The organism is Streptomyces sp. NPDC086023, from assembly GCF_044540325.1.
Classification (GTDB): domain Bacteria; phylum Actinomycetota; class Actinomycetes; order Streptomycetales; family Streptomycetaceae; genus Streptomyces.
Genome location: NZ_JBITRX010000007.1, coordinates 58,952 through 85,677 on the forward strand (window position 1 = coordinate 58,952; position 26,726 = coordinate 85,677).

At 71.6% G+C, this 26,726-nt stretch carries 25 protein-coding genes and 1 pseudogene; 12 read left to right on the forward strand and 14 right to left on the reverse strand.

The genetic code is table 11. The annotated features are described in order from the left end of the window. The first annotated feature begins 28 nt into the window (after positions 1-28). A complete protein-coding gene (locus tag ACIF6F_RS15890) occupies positions 29-994 on the forward strand; it encodes an ABC transporter ATP-binding protein (RefSeq protein ID WP_399946708.1) in 966 nt (321 codons plus the stop codon). Between the two features lie 45 nt (positions 995-1,039). Here the strand turns inward: ACIF6F_RS15890 and ACIF6F_RS15895 are convergent, their stop codons facing one another. Next, a complete protein-coding gene (locus ACIF6F_RS15895) occupies positions 1,040-2,149 on the reverse strand; it encodes an alpha/beta hydrolase (RefSeq protein ID WP_399946711.1) in 1,110 nt (369 codons plus the stop codon). 151 nt (positions 2,150-2,300) lie between these two features. Here ACIF6F_RS15895 and ACIF6F_RS15900 point away from each other — a divergent pair, with 151 nt between their 5' ends. The 6 genes from ACIF6F_RS15900 (at position 2,301) to ACIF6F_RS15925 (ending at position 7,296) form a co-directional block, all read left to right on the forward strand. Further along, positions 2,301-4,190, forward strand: a complete 1,890-nt coding sequence (locus ACIF6F_RS15900; protein ID WP_399946714.1) for a phosphatidylglycerol lysyltransferase domain-containing protein — start codon at positions 2,301-2,303, stop codon at positions 4,188-4,190. A 160-nt stretch (positions 4,191-4,350) separates the two neighbouring features. Then, positions 4,351-5,226, forward strand: coding sequence for a dihydropteroate synthase (folP, locus tag ACIF6F_RS15905; RefSeq protein WP_399946717.1), 876 nt, complete (start codon positions 4,351-4,353; stop codon positions 5,224-5,226). Beyond that, positions 5,223-5,672 (forward strand): nuclear transport factor 2 family protein, encoded by a 450-nt coding sequence (locus ACIF6F_RS15910; protein WP_399946719.1) that lies wholly within the window; start codon positions 5,223-5,225, stop codon positions 5,670-5,672. The genes folP and ACIF6F_RS15910 overlap by 4 nt, the downstream gene beginning before the upstream one ends. A gap of 133 nt (positions 5,673-5,805) precedes the next feature. After that, a complete protein-coding gene (gene folB / locus ACIF6F_RS15915) occupies positions 5,806-6,165 on the forward strand; it encodes a dihydroneopterin aldolase (protein WP_399946721.1) in 360 nt (119 codons plus the stop codon). After that, entirely contained in the window at positions 6,162-6,761 is a 600-nt protein-coding gene (folK, locus tag ACIF6F_RS15920) for a 2-amino-4-hydroxy-6-hydroxymethyldihydropteridine diphosphokinase (RefSeq protein ID WP_399946723.1), read from the forward strand. The genes folB and folK overlap by 4 nt, the downstream gene beginning before the upstream one ends. Before the next feature lie 49 nt (positions 6,762-6,810). After that, on the forward strand, positions 6,811-7,296 hold the full coding sequence (locus ACIF6F_RS15925) for a DUF3180 domain-containing protein (RefSeq protein WP_399946725.1): 486 nt from the start codon (positions 6,811-6,813) through the stop codon (positions 7,294-7,296). A 5-nt stretch (positions 7,297-7,301) separates the two neighbouring features. On the opposite strand, the gene ACIF6F_RS15930 is transcribed toward ACIF6F_RS15925, so the two are convergent. The 7 genes from ACIF6F_RS15930 to dacB form a co-directional block, all read right to left on the reverse strand. Further along, positions 7,302-8,291: a hypothetical protein gene (locus ACIF6F_RS15930; RefSeq protein ID WP_399946727.1), complete on the reverse strand. Its 990-nt coding sequence runs from the start codon at positions 8,289-8,291 to the stop codon at positions 7,302-7,304. A gap of 64 nt (positions 8,292-8,355) precedes the next feature. After that, positions 8,356-8,961 carry a GTP cyclohydrolase I FolE gene (gene folE, locus ACIF6F_RS15935; protein WP_399946729.1) on the reverse strand — a complete coding sequence of 202 codons (606 nt, stop codon included), beginning with the start codon at positions 8,959-8,961 and terminating at the stop codon, positions 8,356-8,358. A 100-nt stretch (positions 8,962-9,061) separates the two neighbouring features. Further along, a complete protein-coding gene (gene ftsH / locus ACIF6F_RS15940) occupies positions 9,062-11,086 on the reverse strand; it encodes an ATP-dependent zinc metalloprotease FtsH (RefSeq protein WP_399946732.1) in 2,025 nt (674 codons plus the stop codon). A gap of 207 nt (positions 11,087-11,293) precedes the next feature. Then, positions 11,294-11,833 (reverse strand): hypoxanthine phosphoribosyltransferase, encoded by a 540-nt coding sequence (gene hpt, locus ACIF6F_RS15945; protein WP_399947252.1) that lies wholly within the window; start codon positions 11,831-11,833, stop codon positions 11,294-11,296. 75 nt (positions 11,834-11,908) lie between these two features. Further along, a complete protein-coding gene (gene tilS, locus ACIF6F_RS15950; protein WP_399946734.1) occupies positions 11,909-12,943 on the reverse strand; it encodes a tRNA lysidine(34) synthetase TilS in 1,035 nt (344 codons plus the stop codon). Between the two features lie 237 nt (positions 12,944-13,180). Continuing rightward, complete coding sequence (locus ACIF6F_RS15955; protein WP_399946737.1) at positions 13,181-14,314, reverse strand: zinc-dependent metalloprotease; 1,134 nt, start codon at positions 14,312-14,314, stop codon at positions 13,181-13,183. Between the two features lie 47 nt (positions 14,315-14,361). Continuing rightward, a complete protein-coding gene (gene dacB, locus ACIF6F_RS15960; protein ID WP_399946739.1) occupies positions 14,362-15,981 on the reverse strand; it encodes a D-alanyl-D-alanine carboxypeptidase/D-alanyl-D-alanine-endopeptidase in 1,620 nt (539 codons plus the stop codon). Positions 15,982-16,117: 136 nt separating this feature from the next. On the opposite strand from dacB, the gene ACIF6F_RS15965 reads away from it, so the two are divergent. Further along, positions 16,118-16,609 carry an inorganic diphosphatase gene (locus ACIF6F_RS15965; protein ID WP_125541818.1) on the forward strand — a complete coding sequence of 164 codons (492 nt, stop codon included), beginning with the start codon at positions 16,118-16,120 and terminating at the stop codon, positions 16,607-16,609. A 292-nt stretch (positions 16,610-16,901) separates the two neighbouring features. Next, a complete protein-coding gene (locus ACIF6F_RS15970; protein WP_399946742.1) occupies positions 16,902-18,575 on the forward strand; it encodes a threonine/serine exporter ThrE family protein in 1,674 nt (557 codons plus the stop codon). 112 nt (positions 18,576-18,687) lie between these two features. Here the strand turns inward: ACIF6F_RS15970 and ACIF6F_RS15975 are convergent. Continuing rightward, positions 18,688-19,356, reverse strand: a pseudogene (locus ACIF6F_RS15975) (DedA family protein); the annotation flags it as partial. A 120-nt stretch (positions 19,357-19,476) separates the two neighbouring features. Continuing rightward, positions 19,477-20,235: a MerR family transcriptional regulator gene (locus ACIF6F_RS15980; RefSeq protein WP_399946745.1), complete on the reverse strand. Its 759-nt coding sequence runs from the start codon at positions 20,233-20,235 to the stop codon at positions 19,477-19,479. A 155-nt stretch (positions 20,236-20,390) separates the two neighbouring features. On the opposite strand from ACIF6F_RS15980, the gene ACIF6F_RS15985 reads away from it, so the two are divergent. Together ACIF6F_RS15985 and ACIF6F_RS15990 are read left to right on the forward strand one after the other, a co-directional pair. Beyond that, the gene (locus tag ACIF6F_RS15985; protein ID WP_399947254.1) at positions 20,391-21,710 is read left to right on the forward strand and encodes an ion channel protein; all 1,320 of its coding nucleotides are present in this window, start codon (positions 20,391-20,393) and stop codon (positions 21,708-21,710) included. A 53-nt stretch (positions 21,711-21,763) separates the two neighbouring features. Then, positions 21,764-22,402 carry a PadR family transcriptional regulator gene (locus tag ACIF6F_RS15990; protein WP_399946747.1) on the forward strand — a complete coding sequence of 213 codons (639 nt, stop codon included), beginning with the start codon at positions 21,764-21,766 and terminating at the stop codon, positions 22,400-22,402. A 7-nt stretch (positions 22,403-22,409) separates the two neighbouring features. Here ACIF6F_RS15990 and ACIF6F_RS15995 read toward each other — a convergent pair whose 3' ends face one another. The 3 genes from ACIF6F_RS15995 to ACIF6F_RS16005 form a co-directional block, all read right to left on the reverse strand. After that, complete coding sequence (locus ACIF6F_RS15995) at positions 22,410-22,952, reverse strand: DinB family protein (protein WP_399946750.1); 543 nt, start codon at positions 22,950-22,952, stop codon at positions 22,410-22,412. 117 nt (positions 22,953-23,069) lie between these two features. Next, a complete protein-coding gene (locus ACIF6F_RS16000) occupies positions 23,070-24,527 on the reverse strand; it encodes an aldehyde dehydrogenase family protein (protein ID WP_399946753.1) in 1,458 nt (485 codons plus the stop codon). A gap of 71 nt (positions 24,528-24,598) precedes the next feature. Then, the gene (locus ACIF6F_RS16005; protein ID WP_399946756.1) at positions 24,599-25,498 is read right to left on the reverse strand and encodes a helix-turn-helix domain-containing protein; all 900 of its coding nucleotides are present in this window, start codon (positions 25,496-25,498) and stop codon (positions 24,599-24,601) included. A 305-nt stretch (positions 25,499-25,803) separates the two neighbouring features. Here ACIF6F_RS16005 and ACIF6F_RS16010 point away from each other — a divergent pair, with 305 nt between their 5' ends. Beyond that, positions 25,804-26,331 (forward strand): ATP-binding protein, encoded by a 528-nt coding sequence (locus ACIF6F_RS16010; protein WP_399946758.1) that lies wholly within the window; start codon positions 25,804-25,806, stop codon positions 26,329-26,331. A gap of 101 nt (positions 26,332-26,432) precedes the next feature. On the opposite strand, the gene ACIF6F_RS16015 is transcribed toward ACIF6F_RS16010, so the two are convergent. Further along, positions 26,433-26,672, reverse strand: coding sequence for a DUF397 domain-containing protein (locus ACIF6F_RS16015; RefSeq protein WP_399946760.1), 240 nt, complete (start codon positions 26,670-26,672; stop codon positions 26,433-26,435). Between the last annotated feature and the right edge of the window lie 54 nt (positions 26,673-26,726).

Sequence of the window (26,726 nt, forward strand, 5' to 3'; positions counted from 1 at the left end):
CCGTCCGGGATGCGCGAGGATGGCATGCGTGATCCGATTCGAGCAGGTGGGCAAGCGGTACGAGGACGGCACCACCGCCGTCGACGACCTCTCCTTCGAGGTGGCGGAGGGCGAACTCGTCACCCTCGTCGGCCCCTCGGGCTGCGGCAAGACCACCACCATGAAGATGGTCAACCGGCTCATCGAGCCCAGCTCCGGCCGGATCCTCCTCGACGGCCACGACATCGCCGGCGCCGACCCGGTGGAACTCCGCCGCCGCATCGGCTACGTCATCCAGCAGGTCGGCCTCTTCCCGCACAAGACCGTGCTGGAGAACACCGCCACCGTCCCACACCTCCTGGGCGTGAAGAAGGACCGGGCCCGGGCCCGCGCCGCCGAACTCCTCGAACTCGTCGGCCTCGACCCGGCGGTGTACGGCCCCCGCTACCCCGAGCAGCTCTCCGGCGGCCAGCGCCAGCGCGTCGGCGTGGCCCGCGCCCTGGCCGCCGACCCGCCGGTGCTGCTCATGGACGAACCCTTCGGGGCGGTGGACCCGGTCGTCCGCGAACGCCTCCAGAACGAGTTCCTCGCCCTCCAGCGCACGGTCCGCAAGACGATCCTGCTCGTCACCCACGACCTGGAGGAGGCCGTCCGGCTCGGCGACCGGATCGCCGTCTACGGACACGGCACCATCGAGCAGTTCGCCGCCCCCGCCGAGGTGCTGGGCTCCCCCGCCACCCCGTACGTGGCCTCCTTCGTCGGCGCCGACCGCGGCCTGAAACGGCTCGCGGTCACCCCCGTCGGGCGCACCGACCTGGAGCCCGCGGATCCGGAGGACGGCGCTCCCGGCGTACGGATCCCCCTGGGCGCCTCGCTGCGGGAGGCGCTCGCGCTCCTGCTCCAGGAGGACTCCGGGCGGGTGGGGGTCACGGACCCCGGCTCGGGCGCGCTGGTCGGCGTACTCACCCCGCTGTCGGTGCACCGCGCGCTGCGGCGGGCCTCGGCGGACGCCTGAAGAGGATCCCACAGCCCGGACCTCAGGGCCTCAGGCCTCAGGGCCTCAGGCCTGGATGCGGCCGCTCATCCACACCAGCATCGGCGGTATCTCGCGGCGCCAGGTGTTGAAGTTGTGGCCGCCACTGTCGAGGATGATCGACGAGACCCGGTCGGGGGACTTCACGTCCGCGATGAACTTCTTCGTGTCGCCCAGGTTCCCCTCGCCCGTCTCCGAACTGGTCACCAGGAACGAGGTCTTCGCGGGCTGCTTCGCCTTCAGGCTGGTCAGCAGGTTCGCGCGGGCCCGCAGGGCCTTGTCGCCGTGGAAGAGGTCACCGGTGGTCGGGTCCTCGGCGGCCTTGTAGTACGCGGACAGGCCCGCGGCGGCACCGAAGGTCTCCGCGTGGTGGATGCCCATCTTCAGGGCACAGTAGCCGCCGGTCGAATTGCCGATGAAGCCCATGTTCCGGGCCTCCTTGCCCACCCGGTACGTCTCCGTGACGGCCTTGGGCAGGTCCTTGGCGAAGAAGGTCTCGGTCTGCGGGCCACCGGGTATGTCCACGCACTCGGTGTCCCGCGGGGGCGCCACGGTCGGCCGCAGCATCACCAGGATCATCGGCCGCATCTTCCCCGCCTTGGCCTGCTTGTAGGCCGTCATCGGGTAGTTCAGCCCTTTGATCAGGTTCTCCGCGGTGCCCGGGTAGCCGGTCAGCACGATCGACGCGGGGAAGTTCCTCCCGGCGTACTGCGGCTGGAAGTACTCCGGGGGCAGGTAGACGTACGCCGGGCTGGTGATCTTCGACTTCTCCCCGGCGACGACCACCTTCTGTATCTGACCGCCGACCGCCGGACGGGCACCGCCCGGCACGTCCAGCTTCTGCGTGCCGACCACCCTGATGTCCCTGCTGCCGGCCGAGTGGTCGACGACCACGCCCGGCTCCGTCTCCTGGCCGAGCAGATCGGCCCACGAGCCGTAGAAGAGGAAGGACTTGTTCGCGGCGAGTCCCACGGCGGAGAAGAGCGCCAGCTGCGTCGCGAGCAGCAGCGCCACCCGGCCGAGCACCGCACGCCACGTGCGGCCCGACAACCGCGGCCAGAACCAGACGGTGGCCGCGAAGAGCAGCACCCCCGCGGCGACGGCCAGCGCCAGAACCGTATTGCTGGTGAGACCCATGATGCAGTCAGCGACTTTCTGAAGGCGGGACGAGTTTTTTCTTCTTGCGTCAGTGAACCCGCTCCCGCTCTGTGCCGTCCTAGTGGTCGCACATGTCCGGAAGCCGCTGTGGCCTTCGGTCTCAGGATCTCTCGCGGAGCTGCAGGAAGCGATGTCTAGCAGGATAGATGGCGATAAGTCGGGACAGGTTCCGAGCCAGGTGCGCCGCTTCCTCCGCGGCCCACGTCCCGAGTCCGTACCCCGTCTCGTCGGCACGGCCTGCACCCTCGTGGGCCTGCTCGACATCGCCGCGGGCGTCTTCCCGCGGTTCCGCCACAGCCGGGTCCACGCCGTCGCCGAGGTGCTCCCCGGCGCCCTGGGCCCGTTCGCCGCGGCCCTCGCGATCAGCGCCGGCGTGCTGTTGCTCCTCCTCGCGCACGGGCTCAAGCGGCGCAAGCGCCGCGCCTGGCGCGCCGCGGTCGTGCTGCTGCCGGCCGGCGCCGTGGCGCAGTTCACCTACCGGCACTCCGTCATCGGCGTCCTGATCGCCGCCGCGCTCCTCGCCCTGCTGCTGCGGCACCGGAGCGAGTTCGACGCCCTGCCGGACCCGCGCAGCCGCTGGAAGGCCCTGGCCAACTTCGTGCTGATGAGCGCCGGGTCCATCGGCCTCGGCCTGGTCATCGTCAACTCGCACCCGCGCCGCGTCATCGGCGACCCCGGCATCGCCGAGCAGCTCACCCACGTCGTCTACGGCCTCTTCGGCATCGAAGGCCCCGTCGACTACGCCGGACGGGTGAGCTGGACCGTCGGCTACTCCCTCGGCGCCCTCGGCATGCTGACCGCCCTCACCACCATCTACCTCGCCTTCCGCCCCGAGCACCCGGCCGCCCGCCTCACCGAGGAGGACGAGTCCCGCCTCCGCGAGCTGCTCACCCGGCACGGCGGCCGCGACTCCCTCGGCCACTTCGCCCTCCGCCGCGACAAGGCCGTCGTCTTCTCCCCCAGCGGCAAGGCCGCCGTCACCTACCGCGTCGTCTCCGGCGTGATGCTCGCCTCCGGCGACCCCATCGGCGACGTCGAGGCCTGGCCCGGCGCCATCGAGCGGTTCATGGAGGAGGCCCGAGCCCACTCCTGGACCCCCGCCGTCATGGGCTGCAGCGAGACCGGCGGCGAGGTCTGGACCCGCGAAACCGGCCTGGACGCCCTGGAACTCGGCGACGAGGCCATCGTCGACGTCAAGGACTTCTCCCTCGGCGGCCGCGCCATGCGCAACGTCCGCCAGATGGTCAAGCGCATCGAGCGCAACGGCTACACGACCAAAGTGCGCCGGGTCGCCGAACTGACCGAGGACGAGCTGGCCGCCGTCCGCGGCGCCGCCGAGGCCTGGCGCGGCACCGACACCGAGCGCGGCTTCTCCATGGCGCTGGGCCGGGTCGGCGACCCCGGCGACGGCGACTGCGTCATCGTCACCGCCCACCGCACCGAGGAGGGCGACACCAGCCCCTACGGCGACCTCAAGGCCATCCAGCACTTCGTCCCCTGGGGCCAGGACGGCATGTCGCTGGAGCTGATGCGCCGCGACCGCTCCGCCGACCCCGGCATGAACGAACTGCTGATCGTCGCCGCCCTCGCCGCGGCCCCCCAGCTCGGCATCGAGCGGGTCTCGCTGAACTTCGCGATGTTCCGCTCCGCGCTCGCCCGCGGCGAGAAGATCGGCGCCGGACCGGTGCTGCGCATGTGGCGCGGGCTGCTGGTGTTCCTCTCCCGCTGGTTCCAGATCGAGTCGCTGTACAAGTTCAACGCGAAGTTCCGCCCCCGCTGGGAGCCCCGCTTCGTCGTCTTCCGCACCACCCGCGATCTGCCCCGCATCGGCTTCGCCGCCATGCAGGCCGAGGGCTTCGTCACCCTCGCTCTGCCCCGGCTCTTCCCGCGCCGCCGCCCCGCGCGGCAGCCGAGGCCGTGCCAGCACCTGACCGCCGCCCCGGCACCGGCCGCCGCAACCCCCGTACCGGCCAGGACGGCCCGTACCCGGGCCGAGGAGTGCGAGGTCCAGGCTGCGTGAGCGGCGAGGGCGGGCTTGCGTGAGCGGGCGGGGGGACCGCGTGAGCGCGCGAGCGGACTGCGCGGGCGGACGAGCCGGACTGCGCGGGCGGGCAGGCGGGCTGCGCGGCCGCGAGGTCCGGGCTGCGTGGGGCCACCCCGACGGCCCTACCCTTGATGCCATGAACACGTTGCCGGGAGCGGACGCCAGGGGCCGGGTCACCGGCCTGCCCGAGTGGGACCGCTGCGCGGTCATGGGGGTCGTCAACGTCACCCCCGACTCCTTCTCCGACGGCGGCCACTGGTTCGACACCACCGCCGCCGTCAAGCGCGGCCTCGACCTCGTCGCCCAGGGCGCCGACCTCGTCGACGTCGGCGGCGAGTCCACCCGGCCCGGCGCCACCCGCGTCGACGCCGACGAGGAGCTGCGCCGCGTCGTGCCCGTCGTACGCGGACTGGCCTCCGAAGGCGTCACCGTGTCCGTCGACACCATGCGCGCGGCCGTCGCCGAGCAGGCCGTCGCCGCAGGCGCCGTCCTGGTCAACGACGTCAGCGGCGGCCTCGCCGACCCGCGCATGATCCCCGCCGTCGCCGACACCGGCGTCCCCTTCGTGGTCATGCACTGGCGCGGCTTCAGCAAGGACATGAACAGCCGCGCCGTCTACGACGACGTGGTCGCCGAGGTCACCACCGAGCTGCGGGCCCGCATGGACGCCGTGATCGACGGCGGCATCGCCCCCGAACGCCTGGTCGTCGACCCCGGCCTCGGCTTCGCCAAGCAGGCGGAACACGACCTCGCGCTGGTCGCCCACCTCCGCGAGCTGCGGGCCCTCGGCCGGCCCGTCCTGGTCGCCGCCTCCCGCAAGCGCTTCCTCGGCCGGGTGCTGGCCGGCGCGGACGGCGCCGCCCCGCCGCCCGCCCGCGAGCGGGACGCCGCCACCGCCGCCGTCTCCGCCATCGCCGCCCACGAAGGCGCCTGGGCCGTCCGCGTCCACGAAGTACGGGCCACCGCCGACGCCGTACGCGTCGCCCGCGCCGTCGAGGGCGCCGCCCGGTGACCCGTCCCCAGTCCGACATCGACGCCGTCGAACAGGCCAACACGGCCTTCTACGAGGCGATGGAACGCGGCGACTTCGACGGGCTGTCCGCCCTCTGGCTGGACGACGAGATCTCCTGCGTCCACCCCGGCTGGCCCGCCCTCAGCGGCCGCGGCGAGGTGCTCCGCTCCTACGCGCTGATCATGGCGAACACGGAGTACATCCAGTTCTTCCTGACCGACACCAAGGTCACCGTGATCGGCGACACCGCCGTGGTCACCTGCACCGAGAACATCCTCAGCGGCGGCCCCGCCGAGGACGGCGGCGAGCTCGGCCCGCTCGTCGGCCAGCTGGTCGTCGCGACGAATGTGTTCCGACGCACACCCGAGGGGTGGCGCGTGTGGTCCCACCACGCCTCTCCCGTCCTCACCGAGTCCGAAGAAGACGAGGAAAACGGCCCCTCCTGACCCCCATGGGCAAGCGGTGCCGTCCTTCGCAGGTAGATTCGAAGGAGGACGACGCCGACCGCACTCGGCGTAGGCCCAAGGTCCCGGGCAGTCCCGGGACCGGAAGAACCTACGAAAAGCAGGAGTGATTCGCGTGGATCGTGTCGCGCTGCGCGGCCTGAAGGCCCGCGGGCACCATGGCGTCTTCCCCCGGGAGCGCGAGGAGGGCCAGACCTTCATCGTCGACTTGGTGCTGCACATCGACACCCGCCCCGCGGCGGCCGACGACGACCTGGCGAAGACCGTCCACTACGGCGTGGTGGCCGAAGAGGTCGTCGACGTGGTCCAGGGCGAGCCCGTCGACCTGATCGAGACCCTCGCCGAGCGGATCGCCCAGCAGTGCCTGAAGCACGAGGCCGTCGCCGAGGTCGAGGTCGTCGTCCACAAGCCGGACGCGCCGATCACGGTCCCCTTCGACGACGTGACCATCACCATCACCCGGAGCCGCGGATGAACCACGCCCAGAGCGATCCCACCGTCCAGCCCGTGCCCGCCTCCGTGGTGGAGACCGTCGACGCGGCGGACGTGACACTGTCCAACCCCAAACTCGCCGTCGTCGCCCTCGGCTCGAACCTCGGCAACCGCCTGGACACCCTCCAGGGCGCCATCGACGCCCTCGGCGACACCCCCGGCGTCCGGGTCAAGGCCGTCTCCCCCGTCTACGAGACCGAGCCCTGGGGCGTCGACCCCGGCTCCCAGCCCTCGTACCTCAACGCCGTCGTGATCCTCAAGACCACGCTGCCGCCCAGCTCCCTGCTGGAGCGCGGCCAGGCCATCGAGGAGGCCTTCGACCGCGTCCGCGAGGAGCGCTGGGGCCCCCGCACCATCGACGTCGACATCATCAGCTACGCCGACGTGCTCTCCGAGGACCCGGTCCTCACCCTCCCGCACCCGCGGGCCCACCAGCGCGCCTTCGTACTGGCCCCCTGGCACGACATGGACCCGGCCGCCCAGATCCCCGGCCACGGCCCGGTGGCCGCCCTGCTCACGGCCCTCGGCACCGCCGGCGTCGCGCCGCGCGGCGACCTGGAACTGCGCCTGCCCGAATAGTCGTTAGCCTGTGGACTGCCGGAGGAGCGGAAAGCGGGGAACGGGCAACGTGAAGCAACTGAGGCTGAAGGTCCTGGCCGGGATCTTCGTGATCGCCGCGGTCCTGGCCTGGTCCGCAGCGAAGCTCTGGAACGCGTACGGCAGCCTGCCCGGCGTGCCCCTCGCGGCACCCATCGTGCTCGCCGTGATCGCCGTGGTCCTGCTGGCGACCGCCCTCTCGCTGCGCGCCCGGCTGAAGGCCCAGCGCGAGCGGCGGCCCGGCGCCAAGGGCGTCGAGCCGCTGATGGCGGCCCGCGCGGTGGTCTTCGGCCAGGCCAGCGCGCTGGTCTCGGCGGTCGTCAGCGGCCTCTACGGCGGCGTGGGCATCTTCCTCGCCACCGAGGCCCTGGAGGTCCCCGCCCGCCGCGACCAGGCCATCTACGCGGGCTTCGCGGTCCTCGCCGGCGCCGCCGTCATCGCCGCCGCCCTCTTCCTGGAGCGCGTCTGCCGCCTCCCGGACGACAACGACGACGACAAGGCCCCCGCCCGCGCCTGACCCCCTCACCGGTCCGTCCGGACGAGGTGCCCGTTCACGAGGAACCCGGGGTGGGGCGCGAGGCGGTAGCTGTAGAGCGTGAAGGGCTTCGTGCCCTCCGCCTTCCGGGGTCGTACGTCGACGACCGCGACCCACCCCGCCTCGACGAGCCCGACCGGGTGCTGCTCGGCCTCGAACGTGCCCCGTCGCTGCCAGCGGTCGGTGATCACGAGCTGCGAGGCGGCGCCACTCGCGCACGGGGTGAACCTGGCCCCGATGACCGAGGCGATTTCCGCCAGGAACGGCACGTTCGCGCTCACGACCGTGCGGCCGTGCCACCGCTTGTGGCGGAAGCCGTCGCCGTCGGCATAGCCGGCCAGGAACCCCTCGAAGGTTTCCAGATCACGGAGAACGACCCTCGGAAACCTCTGCCGCAGATGGTGCGCGTCACCGCCGACGTACTGGCGCATGAGGTCGGCGAGGTAGGAAGACACCACACGTACCCGGAAGCCCGGTAAGTCACGCCGGAGATAGCCGGAGGGCCGCGTGACGGGCTCCAGTCGGGCGGCCAGACCGGTAGCCGCCGTCAGGCTCGCCGCGTAGCGGGCGGCGAACCCCTCCTCGTTCACCACGAGGGAGACGTAGTTCTTCCCGACCGTGCCGTCGGCACAGGTCGCACCCACGAAGTAGCCGAGCGGGTAGCCCGGGCGCACGTCCAGGCGCTGCCGACAGAGCTTCCGAGCCGGCGTCCAGGCGAGCACCGTGCCCAGGGCGTCCGCCGCGTGGACCCAGCCGTCAGGCGTCCCGAGCAACTGGTCCGCCGCGACGGTGAACGTCAGGCGGTCGGTCACCACGTCCCGCAGCTCACGGGCCTTGACGGCCGCGACGGCGGTGACGGCCGTCTGCACTGTCCGGTCACCGTCCAACGTCCAGAGCCGGTCCCCGACACCGACGTCCCGTGCCGTCGCGCAACCTCCGACGGCGTTCACGATCTGCTTGCTCGGCAAGCCCCCCATGACCGGCACCCCCTGACCAGAGCGATCTGGTCAGGGACGGTATCGGGCAGGACTGACAATCCGGCTAGCGCGCCATTATGAGGCTCATCGCCTCATTGCGGGTGGCGGGGTCGCGGAGCTGGCCGCGGACGGCCGAGGTGGTGGTCTTGGCACCCGGCTTGCGGATACCGCGGACCGACATGCACATGTGCTCGGCCTCGATGACGACGATCGCGCCGCGCGCCTCAAGGATCTCCATCAGGGAGTCCGCGACCTGCGTGGTCAGGCGCTCCTGCACCTGCGGGCGGCGGGCGTAGACCTCGACGAGGCGCGCCAGCTTCGACAGCCCCGTGATCTTGCCGCTCTCGGCCGGGATGTAGCCCACATGGGCTACGCCATGGAACGGGAGCAGATGATGTTCGCACAAACTTACGATTTCGATGTCCTTCACCAGGACCATCTCGTCGTGCCCGAGGTCGAACGTCGTCGTCAGGACGTCCTCCGGTCGCTGCCACAGGCCGGCCAGGATCTCCCGGTACGCGCGCGCCACGCGGGCCGGGGTCTCCAGGAGGCCTTCGCGGTCCGGGTCCTCGCCGACCGCGATGAGCAGCTCGCGGACGGCGGCCTCGGCGCGCTTCTCGTCGAACTCGCCGATCGTGCCCTCGCCGTCCAGGGTCACTGGGTCGGTCATCTGTGCCTCGTTCCTGTCTTCGTCACACGGGCATACGAAAATGCCGCGCCCCACCAGGCTAGAACCTGGTGGGGCGCGGCATCCATTCCGGGGGCGGAGGTCAGACCTCGGGGCGGTCCTCCGGAGCCACCTCGATGCCCTTCTCCGTGGAGACGGTGCCGGTAGAGGTGCCGTTCGCCGAGTTCGTCAGCTGGAGCTCCTTGGGAGAGAGCACCGGCGGGCGGGTCGACGGGGTGCGGCGGGCGGAGCCGGTCCACGCGGGGCGGGCCGGGCGCTTGACGATGGTCGAGAAGATCTCGGCGATCTCCTCCTTGCCCAGCGTCTCCTTCTCCAGCAGTGCGAGGACCAGGTTGTCGAGGACGTCGCGGTTCTCGACGAGGATCTCCCAGGCCTCGTTGTGCGCGGTCTCGATGAGCTTCTTGACCTCTTCGTCGACCAGCGCAGCGACCTCTTCCGAGTAGTCGCGCTGGTGCGCCATCTCGCGGCCCAGGAACGGCTCGGTGTTGTCACCGCCGAACTTGATCGCGCCGAGGCGCTCCGTCATGCCGTACTGCGTGACCATCGCTCGGGCCGTGGCAGTGGCCTTCTCGATGTCGTTCGCGGCGCCCGTGGTCGGGTCGTGGAAGACCAGTTCCTCGGCCGCGCGGCCGCCCAGCATGTACGCCAGCTGGTCGAGCATCTCGTTGCGCGTCGTGGAGTACTTGTCCTCGTCGGGCAGGACCATGGTGTAGCCCAGGGCCCGGCCGCGGGACAGGATGGTGATCTTGTGGACCGGGTCGGAGTTCGGGGAGGCCGCCGCGACCAGGGCGTGTCCGCCCTCGTGGTACGCGGTGATCTTCTTTTCCTTGTCCGACATGATCCGGGTCCGCTTCTGCGGGCCCGCCACGACGCGGTCGATCGCCTCGTCCAGCATGTGGTTGTCGATCAGCTTCTTGTCCGAGCGGGCCGTGAGCAGCGCGGCCTCGTTCAGGACGTTGGACAGGTCGGCACCGGTGAAGCCGGGGGTGCGCCGGGCGACGGCCGAGAGGTCGACGTCCGGGGCGACCGGCTTGCCCTTCTGGTGGACCTTGAGGATCTCCAGACGGCCCTGCATGTCCGGGCGGTCGACCGCGATCTGCCGGTCGAAGCGGCCCGGGCGGAGCAGCGCCGGGTCGAGGATGTCGGGCCGGTTCGTGGCGGCGATCAGGATGACGCCGCCCTTCACGTCGAAGCCGTCCATCTCGACGAGGAGCTGGTTGAGGGTCTGCTCGCGCTCGTCGTGGCCGCCGCCGAGACCGGCACCGCGGTGGCGGCCGACGGCGTCGATCTCGTCGACGAAGACGATCGCCGGGGCGTTCGCCTTGGCCTGCTCGAAGAGGTCGCGGACCCGGGAGGCACCGACGCCGACGAACATCTCGACGAAGTCGGAACCCGAGATCGAGTAGAACGGGACGCCCGCCTCACCCGCGACGGCGCGCGCCAGCAGGGTCTTGCCGGTGCCGGGCGGGCCGTAGAGCAGCACACCCTTGGGGATCTTGGCGCCGACGGCCTGGAACTTGGCCGGCTCCTGCAGGAACTCCTTGATCTCGTGGAGTTCCTCGACCGCCTCGTCGGACCCCGCCACGTCGGCGAAGGTCGTCTTCGGGGTGTCCTTGGTGATCAGCTTGGCCTTGGACTTCCCGAAGTTCATCACCCGGGATCCGCCGCCCTGCATCTGGTTCATCAGGAACAGGAAGACCACGACGATGAGGACGAACGGCAGCAGGGAGAGCAGCACGCCCAGGAACGGGTTGGTCTTGTCCGGCGTGACGGAGTAGCCGTCGGGGATCTGGCCCCCGTCGGACTTGGTCTGGAGGTCCTGGGCGATCTGGACGCCCTGGTCCCCGATGTAGTTGGCCTGGAACTTGCTGCCGCTCTCGTCGTCGAGCTTCTGGCCGTCCTTCAGCTCGATCTTGATCATCTGAGAGTCGCCGGTGGTCAGGCTCGCCTGCTTGACCTGGTTCAGGCTGATCGCGCTCAGAACCTTGCTGGTGTCCACCGACTTGTAGCCGCCACCCGAGCCGACGACATTCATCAACACGACCACGGCGAGGACGGCCAGCACGATCCACATGACCGGCCCACGGAAGATTCGCTTCACGTCCATCCATACGGGGCGGTGATCGCCCCGTCCCTCCTGCCCGTAGGTAAATGCTGCTGTGAGTAAAGACTGTTCTTCGGAAGGTACCCCAGCATTGTCACCCGTGGCCTGATGGGACGGCTGACAAATCCGCCTTCGCATGCTCCAACGGCGGGAACGCGGGAGGGGTTCCCCGGCGGCGCGGAGCCGCCGGGGTGCCGTGCAGCGTGGCCGTCAGCCGCCGTAGACGTGCGGGGCGAGCGTGCCCACGAACGGGAGGTTGCGGTACTTCTCCGCGTAGTCGAGGCCGTAGCCCACGACGAACTCGTTCGGGATGTCGAAGCCGACCCACTTCACGTCGATCGCGACCTTGGCCGCGTCGGGCTTGCGGAGCAGCGTGACGACCTCCAGGGAGGCCGGCTCGCGCGAGCCGAGGTTCGACAGCAGCCAGGACAGCGTCAGGCCCGAGTCGATGATGTCCTCGACGATCAGGACGTGCTTGCCCTTGATGTCGGTGTCCAGGTCCTTGAGGATCCGGACCACGCCCGAGGACTGCGTGCCCGCGCCGTACGAGGAGACGGCCATCCAGTCCATGGTGAGCGGGGTGGACAAGGCGCGTGCCAGGTCCGCCATCACCATCACGGCGCCCTTGAGGACACCGACGATGAGCAGGTCCTTGCCCGCGTACTCCGCGTCGATCTTCGCGGCCAGCTCGGCCAGCTTCGCGTCGATCTCTTCCTTGGTGATGAGCACCGACGCCAGGTCGTTGCCCATGTCCTTCTCGTCCACCCGTATCACTTTCGTTGTCGGCCGGGGTTCCGGGGAGGCCCCGGAGGACTCAGCCGTGCTTCAGCCCTGCCGGATGACAAGTCTGCCACCCTGCCGCTGGGCCTCGACGCGGCCGGGCAGGTTGATGGCTCCCTGACCGCGCCATCCGGTGATCAGCCGGTCGACTTCCTCGATGTGACGGGCGAAGAGCGATCCGGCGGGGGATCCGGCCGCGACGACCGCCCGGCGCAGCACCCGGCGGCGTACGGCCGGGGGCAGGGCGTACAGCTTGGCGCACTCCAGCTGGCCCGCGTCGTCGCGTACGGACGTGTCGGCCTGGGCGGCCCAGGCGTCGAGCGCGTCGGCGTCGTCCCGGGAGAGCTGGGCGGTGCGTGCGAGCGCCTCCACGACTCCCTTGCCGAGGGCCTTCTCGAGGGCGGGCAGCCCCTCGTGGCGCAGCCGGGAGCGGGTGTAGGCGGGGTCCGCGTTGTGGGGGTCGTCCCAGACGGGCAGGGACTGGACCATGCAGGCCTTGCGGGCGGTCTGCCGGTCGATGTTGAGGAAGGGGCGGCGGTAGCGGCCGGTGGCGCCCGATCCGGTGCCGGCGGACTTCTCGGCCATGCCGGACAGGGAGCGGATGCCGGAGCCGCGGGCGAGGCCGAGCAGTACGGTCTCCGCCTGGTCGTCGCGGGTGTGGCCGAGCAGGATCGCGGCGGCGCCGAGCCGCTCGGCGGCCTCGTCCAGGGCGGCGTACCGGGCGTCGCGGGCGGCGGCCTCGGGTCCGCCGTCGCGGCCGACGCGCACGGCGACGGATTCGACCGGGTCGAGGCGGAGCGCGGTCAGTCGGGTGACGACCTCGGCCGCGCGCAGGTCCGAGCCGGGCTGGAGCCCGTGGTCGACGGTGATGCCGCCGGCGCGGACGGAGAGCTTGGGGGCCTCGAAGGCGAGTGCGGAGGCGAGTGCCATGGAGTCGGCGCCGCCGGAGCAGGCGACGAGCACCAGGGGGCGGGTGGCGCCCGTGGTGCCGGGGTGGCGCTGCTCGTGGTCGGTGAGTACGTCGTGGAGTACGCGGCGGACCGCCAGGCGTATCGCCGCGACCGCAGGATGGGGACCCATGTCCGGTGCCCTTCGGTGGAGTTGGGATGCCTCGGGGTGGTGCTCGGGTGGTGCGCTCGGGAGTGGGCCCGGAGCAGGGGTCCGGAGCCTGGACCCGGAGACCGGGACGTCACTCAGAGTGCGTCGATGGTGACAGAGCCGAGCCGTTCCCTGAGCATCGCACGCCTATCCACGGCTCACGGTCCCTCGGATGGGTGATGCTGAGCCGCTCTGGGAGACATCAGTGGTCGCTTTGCGTCACTCCGGTTCACTCGCCTTGCGGTGCACCCGCTGGACCCAGTCGGCGGGGCTGGCGATCTCCGCCTTGGTGGGGAGGGTGTTCGGGGAGGTCCAGACGCGGTTGAAGCCGTCCATGCCGACCTGGTTCACGACGGCGCTGACGAAGCGCTCGCCGTCGCGGTACTGGCGGAGCTTGGCGTCGAGCCCGAGGAGCCTGCGCAGCGCTGCGTCGAGCCGGCCGGCGCCGCTGGCGCGGCGCTTCTGGAACTTCTCGCGGATCTCCGCGACGGAGGGCACGACCGCGGGCCCGACCCCGTCCATGACGAAGTCGGCGTGGCCTTCGAGCAGGGACATCACGGCGGTGAGGCGGCCGAGGATCTCGCGCTGTTCGGGGGTCTGCACGACCTCGACCAGCGAGCGGCCGCCGTCCGCCGCCTCGTCCTCGGGACGGGCGCCGGCGAAGGCCTGGGCGGCCTCCCGCAGCCGCTCCAGGACGGTCGAGGGGTCCATCTCGGTGGCGCCGAGGAAGGCCTGGATCTCGCCTTCGAGGTGGTCCCGCAGCCAGGGCACGGCGGTGAACTGGGTGCGGTGGGTCTCCTCGTGCAGGCAGACCCAGAGGCGGAAGTCGTGCGGGGCGACGTCCAGCTCCCGCTCGACGTGGACGATGTTGGGCGCGACCAGCAGCAGCCGCCCGCCGCCGGTGGTGGTGGAGCCGGGCAGGTCGCGGCTGACCGGCGCGAAGGTCTCGTACTGGCCGAGGACGCGGGAGGCGAGGAAGCTGAGCAGCATCCCGAGCTCGACGCCGGTGACCTTGCCGCCGACGGCGCCGAGCACGCCGCCGGTGCTGCCGCGGCGTTCCTGCATCCTGTCGAGCAGCGGTTTGAGCAGTTCGCGGAAGCCGGCGACGTTGGCCTTGGCCCAGCCGGCGCGGTCGACGACGAGCACGGGGGTGTCCGCCACCGGTGTGTCCTCGGGCATCATCCGCACGAAGCCGCGCACGTGCGCCTCGGCCGCCTCGGCGTGCCGCCGGAGCTCGGCCACCACGGCCCGTGCCTCGTCCCGGGTGACCTCAGGGCCGGGCCGGACCAGGCGGGTCGCGGTCGAGACCGCGAGGTTCCAGTCGACCATCTCCGCACCACCGATGCTCGTCATACGTCAACCGTACGTGGACGAACGGCCATCCGTAGAGGGGTGCGGCCTCACTGGGTCGTGGTGGCGACGGCCGCGGCGAGGCGGTCCAGGGCGGGCTGGGCGGCGCCGGGGCCGGGGGTGCCGTCGGCGAGGAACGCGAAGGCCAGCAGTCGTCCGGACGGGTCGACCACGGTGCCGGCCAGGGAGTTGACGCCCTTGAGCGTGCCGGTCTTGGCGCGCAGCAGCCCGGCGGCGGGGGAGCCGTCGGCGTTGCGGGCGCGGAGGGTGCCGGTGAAGCCGGCCACCGGCAGTCCGGTGAGCACGGGCCGCAGTTCGGCGCGGGCCGGGTCGGCCGCCCGCGCGAGGAGGGCCGTGAGCTGGGCCGCGCTGACCCGGTCCTGCCGGCTGAGGCCGCTGCCGTCGGCGAAGCGGGCGCCGCGCAGGTCGATGCCGAGGCCGCGGAGCCGGGTGGTGACGGCGCGTTCGGCGCCTTCGAAGCTGGCGGGTTGTCCGGCGGCGAGGGCCGTCTGGCGGGCCAGGGCCTCGGCCAGGTCGTTGTCGCTCTCGGTCAGCATGCGTTCGACCAGTACGGAGAGGGGCGCGGACGCGGTGGCGGCGACCGGGGCGGCCCGGGGGGCGGGGCGGCCGGGTGCCGGGTCGCCGGTCACGCGTACGCCGCGGTCGCCGAGCAGTCCGGCGAAGGTGCGGGCTGCCGCTGCCGCCGGGTCCTGGGCGCGGGGGGCGGGGCCGGCCGCGGAGCCGTCCAGGCGGCCCTCGTCGGCCATCAGGGCGCTGACGGGGGCGATGTTCTCGTTGCCGGCGCCGATGGGGTGGGTGGCGGGTCCCGAGTAGAGGCCCGCGTCGTAGTGCACCCGTACGGAGGTCACGCCGCGGGCCCTGAGCTGCCGGGCGGTCTGGTCGGCGAGCTCGACGAGGCTGCCGCCGGTGGCGCCGGGGCCGCCGGAGGCGCGCAGGGCGGCCGGGGGCGCGGCGGGGCCGGGGGCGGGGAGCAGGGGGCGCGGGGAGGCGGGGGCGGCCGTGGCGGGGTCCGTGGCGGGGGTGGCCGGTGTGCCGGTGGGGGGCGGCGGGGGGCCGGGGGTGCCGGCGGCGGGGCCGCCCGCGCCCCGGGGGGTGCGGGCGGTGAGGGTCGGGTCGCCGCCGCCGACCAGGACGACGCGACGGGCGTCGGGGTCGGCGAGCACCCGGGTCTCGATGCGGTATTCGGAGCCGCGGGCCGCGAGGACCGCCAGGGCGGTCGCGATCTTGGTGGTGGAGGCCGGGGTCATGGGGCGTGCCTCGTCGGAGCCGTACAGCAGCCGGCCGGTGGCCACGTCCACGACGCAGGCGGTGCGGGTGGTCCCCAGGCCGGCGTCGCCGAGCAGCGGGGCCAGCGCCTTCGCCAGCGCGGTCGCCTTGGCCGGGGTGGCCGCGGCGGTGCCGAGCCCCTGCAGCACCCCGGGCGCGCTGGGCGCCGCCACGGGCTGCGGGAGGCCCCCCGGGGCCTGGCCGGGACCGGCCTGGAGGCCGTGATCTGCGCCACCCGTGCCGCCCCGGGCCGCGGCCCAGTCCCGCTCGGCCTTACGCTGGCCCGAGTCCCAGGGCCCGGCCGCGGCAACGGCGCCGACCGCCAGGGCGAGGCCCGCCACGGCCGACCCCGCGGCGAGCTGCCACGTCCTTGTCAGCGGCACCTCGGACCAGCCCCTTTCGCGATCACACGACTGCGTGAGGGACACTTAACCACTGCGTCTTGCCGCGAGCATGGCACCCCGGCCCCCGGGTGGACGCGCTGTCACTCGAAGCAACGTGATCATGGAGGAGCAGGACGTGGAGTTCGACGTCACCATCGAGATCCCGAAGGGTTCGCGGAACAAGTACGAGGTGGACCACGAGACCGGCCGGATCCGTCTGGACCGTCGCCTCTTCACCTCGACCAGCTACCCGACCGACTACGGCTTCGTCGAGAACACCCTCGGCGAGGACGGCGACCCGCTGGACGCCCTGGTCATCCTGGACGAGCCGACCTTCCCGGGCTGCCTGATCAAGTGCCGCGCCATCGGCATGTTCCGCATGACGGACGAGGCGGGCGGCGACGACAAGCTGCTGTGCGTGCCGGCCTCGGACCCGCGTGTCGAGCACCTGCGCGACATCCACCACATCTCCGAGTTCGACCGCCTGGAGATCCAGCACTTCTTCGAGGTCTACAAGGACCTGGAGCCCGGCAAGTCCGTCGAGGGCGCCAACTGGGTCGGCCGCACCGAGGCCGAGGCCGAGATCGAGCGCTCCTTCAAGCGCCTTCAGGAGCAGGGCGGGCACTGAACTCTTTGAGGCGATTTCGCCTCCGGGCGCCTCAATGCCGGGGCCGGTGACCCACCCGGCTCCGGCAGGGAAGCGCTCGCGGTCTCGACGCACCGCGCACCGGCCCCGGCGCGCCCTTCGGCTCATTCGCCCGCGCGGTCTTCGGCGGGCGGACGGCCGGTAGGGCAGGCGACCAGCCTCTGACGGGTGGCACTCAGGACGAACGGAGTGCCACCCGTTTCGCATGCCCACGGGCACCGTCCCACCTGGACGGATCCCGCTTTCGCCATGGACGAAACGGTTCCGCATACTGATGTCCGGGCGGCCAGGGACAGGAGTGCGCGTGGCGGAGGCCGAGGGGGCAGAGGACCGCAAACCGCGGTCGGACGAGGCGCGGAGCGCCTTCGCAGCACCGGAGGGCGTCGAGTCCGCCCCGGTGCCGGAGGACGAGCAGCCGACCTCGGAGTTCACCGTTCCGGACGGGCTGGAGACCCTCGCGGCCGAGCCCGAAGGCTCCGCGTTCGCCCCGCCCCGTACGTACAGTGCCCAGCAGTCCCCGCCCGCGTACACCGGCGGCCAGGACTTCCCGCTCGCCCGGATGACGGAGTCCCCCTGGCAGGACCGGATGCGCACGATGCTCCGGATGCCGGTGGGCGACCGGCCGGTGACGGAGCCCGCCCAGCGCCACGGCGAGGCCGGTCCCGCCGTGCCCCGCGTGCTCGACCTGGCCCTCCGCATCGGCGAGCTGATGCTGGCCGGCGGCGAGGGCGCCGAGGACGTCGAGGCCGCCATGTTCGCGGTGGCCCGCAGCTACGGCCTGGACCGCTGCGAGCCCACGGTCACCTTCACGATGCTGTCGATCACCCACCAGCCCTCCCTGGTGGACGACCCGGTGTCGGCCAACCGCACGGTCCGGCGCCGCGGCACGGACTACACCCGGCTGGCCGCCGTCTTCCGGCTGGTGCACGACATCAGCACGCCCGAGATCGACGTCTCCCTGGAGGAGGCCTACCGCCGGCTGGCGGAGATCCGCCGCAACCGGCACCCGTACTCCGGCTGGGTGCTCACCGCCGCCGCCGGCCTGCTGGCGGGCGCGGCCTCCACGCTCGTCGGCGGTGGCGTGCTGGTCTTCTTCGCGGCCGCACTCGGCGCCGTGCTCGGCGACCGGCTGGCCTGGATCTGCGCCGGGCGCGGGCTGCCGGAGTTCTACCAGTTCGTGGTCGCGGCGATGCCCCCCGCGGCGATCGGGGTGGCCATCAGCCTCCTCGAATGGGACGTGAAGGCCTCCGCCGTGATCACCGGCGGGCTCTTCGCGCTGCTGCCCGGACGGGCCCTCGTCGCTGCCGTCCAGGACGGCCTGACCGGCTACTACATCACCGCGTCGGCCCGGCTGCTGGAGGTGATGTACCTCTTCATCGGGATCATCATCGGTGTGCTGGTCGTCCTCTACCTGGGCCTGCAGCTGCACACCTCGCCGAACCCCGAGGAGGTCCTGCGGATCACCGAGCGCCCGCCGGTCCAGATCGCGGCCTCGATGGTGCTGGTCTTCACCTTCGCGATCCTGCTCCAGCAGCCCTGGTCGACGGTCTGGGTGGTGACCCTCAACGGCGGCGTCGCCTGGGTGACCTTCGGTGCGCTGCACTACGCGGGCGGGATCCCGCCGGTGCCGTCCACGGCCGTCGCCGCCGGCCTGGTGGGCCTCTTCGGGCAGCTCTTCTCGCGCTACCGGCACGCCACGGCCCTGCCGTACGTGACGGCCGCGATCGGCCCGCTGCTGCCGGGTTCGGCGACGTACTACGGCCTCCTGTCGATCGCGGAGGGCCGGCTCGACAAGGGCTTCGCCTCCCTCACGAACGCGGCCGCCCTGGCCCTGGCCATCGCGATCGGCGTGAACCTGGGCTCCGAGGTCTCCCGCCTCTTCCTCCGCCTCCCGGGCCGCACCTCCGCGGAAAAGCGCCAGTCGGCCAAGCGCACCCGCGGCTTCTAGCGGCCGACGGCCGACGCGGGCCGCGGTACGCGGAAGGGCCGGGACGCCCGGGGCGTCCCGGCCCTTCCGCGTACCGCTCCCGTGCCCGCTAGCGCTTGGCGTGGCGGCGGCGCTGCTGCGCCTGCCCGGGGTTCTCGGCGCCCGCCTCGGGGTTGTTCCTGGCCTCCTTGCGGGCCTTCAGGACCTCGAAGACGACCGGGATGACGGAGATGAGGACGATCAGGATGAGGATCGGCTCGATGTTGTTCTTGATGAAGCCGAACTGGCCGAGCCAGTAGCCGGCGATCGTGACGCCCGCGCCCCAGCCGATGGCGCCGACGAGGTTGTACGTGAAGAACACGCGGTACTTCATCCGGCCGGCGCCCGCGACGATCGGCGCGAAGGTGCGGACGATCGGGACGAAGCGGGCGAGGACGATGGCCTTGGGCCCGTACTTCTCGACGAATTCGTGCGCCTTGTCCAGATTCTCCTTCTTGAAGACCCTGGAGTTCGGGCGGCTGAAGAGCTTGGGGCCGAAGTACTTGCCGATCAGGTAGCCGACCTGGTCGCCGATGACGGCCGCGGCCACGATCAGCGTGCACACCAGCCACAGCGGCTGCTTGATGTACTCGCCGTTCGCGACCAGCAGGCCGGCCGTGAACAGCAGGGAGTCGCCGGGGAGGAAGGCGAAGAGACCCGACTCGGCGAAGACGATCACCAGGATGCCGATCAGCCCGAAGTGGGAGATCAGATAGTCCGGCGACAGCCACTCCGGGCCGAGCGCGAGCGTCGTCGTGTACACGTGTTCCGGACTCCTGGGTTCGGGGGCGGCGGCGCTGCCTTGCAGTGGGGGTGCCTCAATTATCAACGCACCCGACCCCCGCCCGGTTCCAGGTTCCGGGCAGGGGCCTTTGCCATTCGATTACTTTTCGCGCCGGGCGGCGTTCGCGTCGATCGCCTCGCGGAGGTAGACCGCGAGGCCCGGGCGGATGCGGTCGTACGTGGCCGTGAAGCGCGGGTCCGCCACGTACATCTCACCCAGACAGCGGTGCATCTCGTACGAGCAGTCGTAGCTGTGCCCGATCCAGCCGCGGTGCTCCTCGGCGAGGTCCGTCGCCGCCTCCGAGCCGGCCGGGACGCCCTCCTCCATCAGTGCGGCGATCCGACGGGCGATGCCCTCGTGCTCCGCCATGAAGCGCTGCCAGTCCTCCTTGGTGTACTGCGCGGCCCGCTGCTGAGACTGCCGGTACGCCTCGGAGTTCCCCCAGCGCTGCTCGGCCTCGGCCGCGTACTGGTCGGGGTCGAAGTCCCCGAAGGCCTCGAACTTCTCCTCCGGGGTGAGGTTGATGCCCATCTTGTCCGCCTCCATCGCGAGTTCCACGGCCGCGGCCATCTCCTTCAGCCGGTCGATCCGGTCCGTCAGCAGGGCGTGCTGCCTGCGCAGGTGCTCCTGCGGGTCGGTGTCCGGGTCGTCGAGGAGGACCGCGACCTCGTCGAGCGGAAAGCCGAGCTCCCGGTAGAACAGGATCCGCTGGAGCCTGTCGAGGTCGGCGTCCTCGTAGCGCCGGTGCCCGGCGTGGCTGCGGCCGCCCGGGGAGAGCAGGCCGATCTCGTCGTAGTGGTGCAGCGTGCGCACCGTCACCCCGGCGAAACCGGCGACCTGGCCCACGGAGTAGCTCATCTTTCCGCTCCTGTCGTTCGGTACGCGCTCCAGCCTGGGTCCTCACGTCGCGTGAGGTGCAAGCCCGTTCCGTTTTGCCAGCCTTTCGACCTGCTTGATTCTGTTTCCGCCTATACGGTGATCCGGTGGCCCCCACCTCGACGCGACCCGCACCGATGCTGGCCAAGCTCGCCCTGCCCGCGCTCGTGGTGGGCGTCGGCTGCAGCCTGCTCCTGATCGGCGTGAGCGAGGCCGCCGACGCCCTCCAGTCGGTGCTCTGGGAAACCCTGCCCGACGCCCTCGGGGTCGGGCGGTACTCCGTCTTCTGGATGCTCGTCGTGCTGACCGCCACGGGCATCGCGGTGGGCCTGGTCGTGTGGCGCGTGCACGGGCACGCGGGCCCGGACCCGGCCACCACCGGACTGGTCGACCCGCCGCTGGCGCCGGGCGTGGTGCCCGGGCTGCTGCTGGCGAGCATGCTGTCGCTGGCCGGCGGCGTCAGCCTCGGCCCCGAGAATCCGATCACGGCCGCGAACATCGCGCTGGCCTACTGGGCGGGGATGCGGCTGCTGCCGGGCGGCTCTGCGAAGCTGTGGGCCTCGCTGGCCGCCGCGGGGACGATCGGGGCGCTGTTCGGCACGCCGGTGGCGGCGGCGCTGGTGCTGTCGGAGTCGCTGGCCGCGAGCGCGGGCCGCCCGTCCGCCCCTGCCGAAGAGGGGGACGCCGACGCGGCGACCCGGGGCTGGGCGGTGTGGGACCGGCTCTTCGCGCCGCTGGTCGCGGCGAGTGCCGGCGGCCTCACGACCACGCTGATCACCCAGCCCGTGTTCCAGATCGACCTGCCGCCCTTCTCGGGACCGCACTGGGGCGACGTGGCCGCGGCGCTGGTCGTGGCCCCGGTGGGCGCCGTGCTCGGGCTGCTGGGGGTGTATGCCTTCCCGTACGCGCACCGCGTCTTCCACACCCTGCGGCACCCGGTGCTCATGCTGACCGCCGGCGGCATCGTGCTGGGCCTGCTCGGGGCGCTGGGCGGGCACCTCACCCTCTTCAAGGGGCTGGACCAGATCGGCCAGCTGACCGAGTCGCACCACTCCACGGGAGCGCTGGTGGGGATGGCCCTGGTGAAGGTGGCCGCGCTGACGACCGCCTCCGCCGCCGGGTTCCGGGGCGGGCGGATCTTCCCCGCGGTGTTCGCGGGCGTCTCGCTGGGGCTGGGGATCAGCCAGCTGGTCCCCGAGGTGCAGCCGGCCCTGGGGGTGAGCTGCGCGGTCCTCGGCGTCCTGCTGGCCACCACCCGCGAGGCCTGGCTCAGCCTGTTCACGGCCGCCGTGCTGGTCCCGACCGTGGACCTGCTGCCCCTGCTGTGCCTGGCCTCGCTGCCGGCCTGGCTCCTGGTGACCGGCCGGCAGCAGATGCGTCTGAAGCCCGACGGGACCGCGTACGGGGCCCGCCCGGCCGAGGTCGGGCCCGGCCCGGAGGGCAAGCACCCGGTCTGATCCGCTCTGCCCGGGCCCGGCCCGATCCGGAAGACACGGCCTAGCCTGTCCGCATGTCCGCGATCCGTCTTCTCGTACTCGGAGCGGTCCGCCAGCACGGGCGGGCGCACGGCTACCAGGTGCGCAACGACCTGGAGTACTGGGGCGCCCACGAGTGGTCGAACGCCAAACCCGGCTCGATCTACCACGCGCTCAAGCAGATGGCGAAGCAGGGCGTGCTGCTGGCGCACGAGGTCGCGCCGAGTGCGGCCGGCGGCCCGCCCCGCACCGAGTACGAGCTGACGGACGCCGGCCGCGAGGAGTACGTACGGCTGCTGCGGGAGGCCCTCGCCGGCCACGGGCAGAACCGCGACTCCCTCTCGGCGGCGATCGGCTTCATGGTGGACCTGCCGCGCGCGGAGGTCCTCGTCCTGCTGCGGGAGCGGCTGGAGCGGCTCGCCGCCTGGCGCGCCGCCGTGACCGGCCGCTACCTGCCCGAGGAGGGCCCGGAGCGGCTCGGTCACATCGGCGAGATCATGAACATGTGGCTGCACACGGCCGACGCGGAGGTCGCGTGGACCCGGGGGCTGGTCGGGCGGATCGAGGACGGGGCGTACGTGTTCGCCGGCGAGGGCGAGCCGTTCGTGGGCGTGCTCACGGAGGATCCGGGCCGCCCGTACGCCACCGGGCGCGGCCCGGCTGAGGCAGGCTAGGCCACGGCTAGGCCGTCTCTGCGGCCATGGCGACCAGTTCGAACGCGGTCTTCCCGTCCAGCGACTCGCGGATGATGTCGGCGTGGCCGGCGTGCCGGGCGTGCTCCTCGACCAGGTGGAGCAGCAGCCAGCGCATCGAGACCTTGCCCTCCTTGGGGAACCAGGGGGCCGGCGGCAGCGGGAAGGTGTCGTCGAGGCTGGGCACGGAGTGGATGAACTCCTCCAGCTCCGCGACCACGCCGTCCCAGAAGGCCAGCACCCCCGCCACGCTCTCGTCGTCGACCAGCCGGAAGCTGTCGCCCCAGGTCTCCTGGGTCCGCTGCCGCTCGTTGGGGCGCTGCTGGGCGAGCCGGAGCCAGTTCAGCTCGGTCTCGGCCACGTGCTTGAGGAGGCCCGAGAGGGACAGCTCGCTGGCGCTCGGGCGGCTCGCGGCCTGCTCGGCGGTCAGGCCGAGCACCGAGCGGCGCAGGGCGCCGCGCTGGGCCTCGGCGAAGGAGAGCAGCGCGCCGCGCTCGTCGCCCTGGGCTTCCGCGGGAACGTGGGTGACCATGACCGGTCCTTCCGTAGGGCCTGGTGTCGCTGCCGGCCGCTCCGGCCGACAGGAAAGACGCTACGGGGGCTTGCGGTCAGGATCTGTCCTCAATGGCGCGCGTTCCCCGGCGAGTTTTCAGAACGGGAAGCGCGAGCGCCCGTGCTGGATCGAGATCCACTTCTGGGTGGTGAACGCCTCGATCGTGGCCTCTCCGTTGAGCCGGCCCATGCCGGAGGCCTTCTCGCCCCCGAAGGCGGCCAGCGGCTCGTCGCCGATGGTCGAGTCGTTCACGTGGATCATGCCGGTCTCGATGCGCTTGGCGAAGCGGACGCCCCGCTCCACGTCCCGGGTGTGCACGGCGCCGCTGAGCCCGTACGGGGTGGCGTTGGCCAGGCGTACGGCCTCGTCCTCGCCGTCGAAGGGGACCAGCAGGGCCACCGGCCCGAAGATCTCCTGGCCCAGCAGCGGCGAGTCCTCGGGGATGCCGGTCAGGACGGTGGGTTCGACCAGGTTGCCGCGCGTAGCGCCGCGTACGAGTGCGGTGGCGCCGGCCTCCAGGGCCCGGTCCACGAGCGCGGTGAGGGCCTCGGCCTGGAAGGGGTTGATCAGCGGGCCGATCTGTACGTCGGGCTCGTGCGGGTCGCCGGTGTTGAGCGAGCGCACCCGCTTGACGAAGCGCTCGGTGAAGTCGGCCTCGACGGAGCGGTCGACCAGGATGCGGTTGGCGGCCATGCAGACCTGGCCCTGGTAGACGAAGCGGCTGAAGACGGCCGCGTCCACCGCGTAGTCGAGGTCGGCGTCGTCGAGGACGACCAGGGCGCTGTTGCCGCTGAGTTCGAGGACGGTGCGCTTGAAGTGGCGGGCCGCGACGGCGCCGACGTGGCGGCCGACCCGGTCCGAGCCGGCGAAGGAGATCACCCGGGGCACGGGGTGGGTGAGGAGGGCGTCGCCTATCTCGGCGATGTCGGTGACCAGGACGTTCAGCAGGCCGGCCGGCAGACCGGCGTCCTCGAACAGCTTGGCGATCACGCCGCCGCCGACCACCGGCGCGTTCTGGTTCGGCTTGATCACGACGGCGTTGCCGAGCGCGAGGGCCGGGGCGACGGACTTCAGGGTGACCAGGAAGGGGAAGTTGAAGGGGCTGATGACGGCGATCACGCCGACGGGCAGCCGCTCGACGCGGTTCTCCTTGCCGTCCACCGGCGAAGGGAGGATCCGTCCCTCGGGCCGGACGGCGAGCTGGACGGCCTCGCGGAGGAACTCCTTGGCGAGGTGGACCTCGTACTCCGCCTTCGGCCGGGTGCCGCCGAGCTCGTCGATCATCGCCTCGACGATCTCGGCCTCGCGCTCCTCGGTGAGCTTCAGCACCTTCTCCAGCACGGCGCGTCTGGCGTACGGGCTGGTCTCGGCCCAGACCCGCTGGGCGCGCTCGGCGGCGCGGTAGGCCTGGTCGACCTGCTCGACCGTGGCGACGGTGATGGCGGCGAGCTTCTCGCCGTTGTAGGGGTTGACGTCGATGATGTCCCACGAGCCGGTTCCGGCCAGCCATTCGCCGTCGATGTACTGGTGAGCCAGCTCGGTGAATATGGACATGTCATCCCTTACTGCGAGCGCGCACCGTTGCGCTGCACTGGAGCCTGAATGGCCGTCATCCTACTTGTGTGTCAAGACAGTTGGAGCAGACCGCGGAGAAGGTCCCGGGTGGCGTCCGGGTCCGGGCAGTCCTGCTGGAGGCGCTCCATCGCCCGGTCGTACTGGGCGACCTCGTCATCCTTGTCGAGATAGAGCGCGCTGGTGAGCTGTTCGAGGTAGACGATGTCCTGGAGGTCGGACTCCGGGAAGCGCAGGAGCGTGAAGGCCCCGCTCTCGCCGGCGTGGCCGCCGAAGCTGAACGGCATGACCTGGAGCCGTACGTTGGGCCGCTGGGAGATATCGATGAGGTGCTCCAGCTGGCCCCGCATGACCGCCCGGTCGCCGTACGGACGGCGCAGGGCCGCCTCGTCGAGCACGGCGTGGAAGAAGGGGGCGTTCTCGGAGACCAGTACCTTCTGGCGTTCCAGGCGCAGCGCCACCCGCCGGTCGATCTCGGCGGCGGAGGCCCCGGGCATGCCGCGGCTGACGACCGCGTGCGCGTAGGCCTCGGTCTGGAGCAGACCGTGCACGAACTGCACCTCGTAGATGCGGATGAGCGAGGCCGCGCCCTCCAGACCGATGTACGTCTGGAACCATCCGGGCAGCACGTCGCCGTAACTGTGCCACCAGCCCGCCGCGTTGGCCTCGCGCACGAGACCGAGGAGCGACTCGCGCTCCGCGCCGTCGGTGACCCCGTAGAGCGTCAGCAGGTCCTCTACGTCTCTTGCCTTGAAGCTCACCCTTCCCAACTCCAAGCGGCTGATCTTCGATTCGGACGCACGGATCGAGTAACCGGCCGCCTCACGGGTGATCCCACGGGATTCACGCAGTCGCCGCAGCTGTGATCCCAGGAGGATGCGACGCACCACGGAACCGCCCCCTGTCGGGGACCCCCATGCCTCTCCTGTGGTCACTTCTCCTACCCTCCCCATCGCTCGTGCCAGTCGGCGGGACCCCCGTACCCCGAGCCCCGCAGTCTGCCACCAAAACGCATCGGCCCGTACTCGTTCTGTAACGGAATCCGCGCTCCCGGAAAAGAAGTCCGTAAGTAGACGTAGGAAGAAATGAGCTTGAACCATCACGGGAACGGACAGCCCGGGCGCGTGCACGTGCATCTGCCCTTGCATCTGCCCTACGCATTCGGAACCATGGTGCCGCGCACCTGCGTGCAATCCGCGCGGGCGCAAGGCGCCACCCCGCAGTACCGCTCCGTCCGCGACTCCCGGGAGTGCCTCGCATGGGGACGAATGGATCGACCATGCTCGAGCCTTTACGGCAGGGGCTGCCCCCGGTCGACCCCACGGCCGTCTCCGGGTCCGCGTCCTGCGCCCTGCCCGCCAGGTTCGAAGCGGTGCGGGGCGCCCGCTCGTTCACCCGCTCGACCCTGGGCCAGTGGGGCCTCGACGACCGGTTCGACGACGTCGCGCTGGTGGTCTCCGAACTCGTCACCAACGCCCTGCGGCACGCGCTGCCCGGGAGCCCCGGCGGGAGCACGGAGAACGAGTCCCACGTACGGCTGCACCTGATGCGGTGGAGCACCCGGCTGGTCTGCGCGGTGCGCGACCCCAGCGAGGACTCGCCGACGGGGACGGGGGACGAGGGCTTCTCGGGCTTCTCGCCCGAGCGGACCGAGGAGAACTGCGACCTGGAGTCGGGGCGCGGACTGTTCCTGGTGGACTCGTACAGCGACAGCTGGGGCTGGCACCCGCTCGCGGGGCGCCTGACCGGCAAGGTGGTCTGGGCGCTGTTCCGACTCCACGAGTAGGGCGAGCACGGCAGAGCACGGCACGCACGGAACGCGGAACGGCGGTCAGCACGGGAAACGCCCGGCCTGGTGTGGAGGCCGGGCGTTCTTCGTGCGAGGAGTCAGGGCGCGATCAGATGGTCGAACTCGCCGTCCTTCACCCCGAGGAGCAGTGCCTCTATCTCGGCCGGCGTATAGACCAGCGCCGGACCGTCCGGGTGCCGTGAATTGCGGACGGCGACGTTCCCCCCGGGCAGTTTCGCGAACTCCACGCAGGAACCCTGCGAGTTGCTGTGCCTGCTCTTCTGCCAGACCACCCCGTCGAGTGCTGTGGCGGCCATGCCGTTGTACGCGTGGTCCACAGGAAGCCCCCGATAGTGCAGATGTCAACTGCACCGGATCATAGCTGTGTTCAC

Bases quoted from the DNA above. Each gene is read 5' to 3' on its own strand.
- ACIF6F_RS15895 (WP_399946711.1), bottom strand. From the start codon at position 2,149: ATGGGTCTCACCAGCAATACGGTTCTGGCGCTGGCCGTCGCCGCGGGG.
- ACIF6F_RS15900 (WP_399946714.1), top strand. From the start codon at position 2,301: ATGTCTAGCAGGATAGATGGCGATAAGTCGGGACAGGTTCCGAGCCAG.
- folP (WP_399946717.1), top strand. From the start codon at position 4,351: ATGAACACGTTGCCGGGAGCGGACGCCAGGGGCCGGGTCACCGGCCTG.
- folK (WP_399946723.1), top strand. From the start codon at position 6,162: ATGAACCACGCCCAGAGCGATCCCACCGTCCAGCCCGTGCCCGCCTCC.
- ACIF6F_RS15930 (WP_399946727.1), bottom strand. From the start codon at position 8,291: ATGGGGGGCTTGCCGAGCAAGCAGATCGTGAACGCCGTCGGAGGTTGC.
- folE (WP_399946729.1), bottom strand. From the start codon at position 8,961: ATGACCGACCCAGTGACCCTGGACGGCGAGGGCACGATCGGCGAGTTC.
- ftsH (WP_399946732.1), bottom strand. From the start codon at position 11,086: ATGGACGTGAAGCGAATCTTCCGTGGGCCGGTCATGTGGATCGTGCTG.
- hpt (WP_399947252.1), bottom strand. From the start codon at position 11,833: ATGGGCAACGACCTGGCGTCGGTGCTCATCACCAAGGAAGAGATCGAC.
- tilS (WP_399946734.1), bottom strand. From the start codon at position 12,943: ATGGGTCCCCATCCTGCGGTCGCGGCGATACGCCTGGCGGTCCGCCGC.
- ACIF6F_RS15955 (WP_399946737.1), bottom strand. From the start codon at position 14,314: ATGACGAGCATCGGTGGTGCGGAGATGGTCGACTGGAACCTCGCGGTC.
- ACIF6F_RS15970 (WP_399946742.1), top strand. From the start codon at position 16,902: ATGTCCGGGCGGCCAGGGACAGGAGTGCGCGTGGCGGAGGCCGAGGGG.
- ACIF6F_RS15980 (WP_399946745.1), bottom strand. From the start codon at position 20,235: ATGAGCTACTCCGTGGGCCAGGTCGCCGGTTTCGCCGGGGTGACGGTG.
- ACIF6F_RS15985 (WP_399947254.1), top strand. From the start codon at position 20,391: ATGCTGGCCAAGCTCGCCCTGCCCGCGCTCGTGGTGGGCGTCGGCTGC.
- ACIF6F_RS15990 (WP_399946747.1), top strand. From the start codon at position 21,764: ATGTCCGCGATCCGTCTTCTCGTACTCGGAGCGGTCCGCCAGCACGGG.
- ACIF6F_RS15995 (WP_399946750.1), bottom strand. From the start codon at position 22,952: ATGGTCACCCACGTTCCCGCGGAAGCCCAGGGCGACGAGCGCGGCGCG.
- ACIF6F_RS16000 (WP_399946753.1), bottom strand. From the start codon at position 24,527: ATGTCCATATTCACCGAGCTGGCTCACCAGTACATCGACGGCGAATGG.
- ACIF6F_RS16005 (WP_399946756.1), bottom strand. From the start codon at position 25,498: ATGGGGAGGGTAGGAGAAGTGACCACAGGAGAGGCATGGGGGTCCCCG.
- ACIF6F_RS16010 (WP_399946758.1), top strand. From the start codon at position 25,804: ATGGGGACGAATGGATCGACCATGCTCGAGCCTTTACGGCAGGGGCTG.